Below are 556 nucleotides of genomic sequence, written 5' to 3' on the forward strand. Positions count from 1 at the left end.
CGCGCAGGACATAGCGGCATTGCGGTTTCCTTCTGCGAAGAAGAGGAGCTGCCGTACCTCAAGGACATCGAGAAGCTGATTCAGAAGAAGATACCGGTCGTGGACGGACATCCGTACCCTATGCAGGGCGAGGCTGCGGTTGCCGCTGCCGCGTTCGTCGCGTCGGGAGCGGGCGCCGTCGCTGGAGGCAAAGGCGGCTCGAAGGGGCAGCGCGGCGGAGGCGGCCAGTCGTCGGCAGGCGCGCAGCAACCGGCGAGGAGTCGGCAAGGCGCGGATGCACAGCAGAATGCGAATGGACAGGTAAAGCGTCAAGGCGGGGGACAAGCAGCGAATCCGCAGCCGCAAGGCTCGAAGCAGCAAGGAGCTGGCGGACAACAATCGTCTAAAAGTCAGCAGACAGCAAATGGGCAGCAGGCGTCGGATGGCCAGGTAAAGGGCCAAGGCAAAGGACAAGCCGCGAATTCGCAACCGCAAAGCTCGAAGCAGCAAGGCGCTGGCGGACGTCAAGCGTCGAACGGACGCCAAACGGCTGGCGGCCCGGGGGGCCAGCAGCCGC

The 556-nt window shown here is 64.7% G+C and carries 1 pseudogene; it reads left to right on the top strand.

Going from position 1 to position 556, the window contains the following annotated elements:
• A pseudogene (locus tag PAT3040_RS39300) lies at nucleotides 1-556 on the top strand (hypothetical protein); the annotation flags it as partial.

The sequence above is a fragment of the Paenibacillus agaridevorans genome, assembly GCF_003112455.1.
GTDB classification, from domain to species: domain Bacteria; phylum Bacillota; class Bacilli; order Paenibacillales; family Paenibacillaceae; genus Pristimantibacillus; species Pristimantibacillus agaridevorans.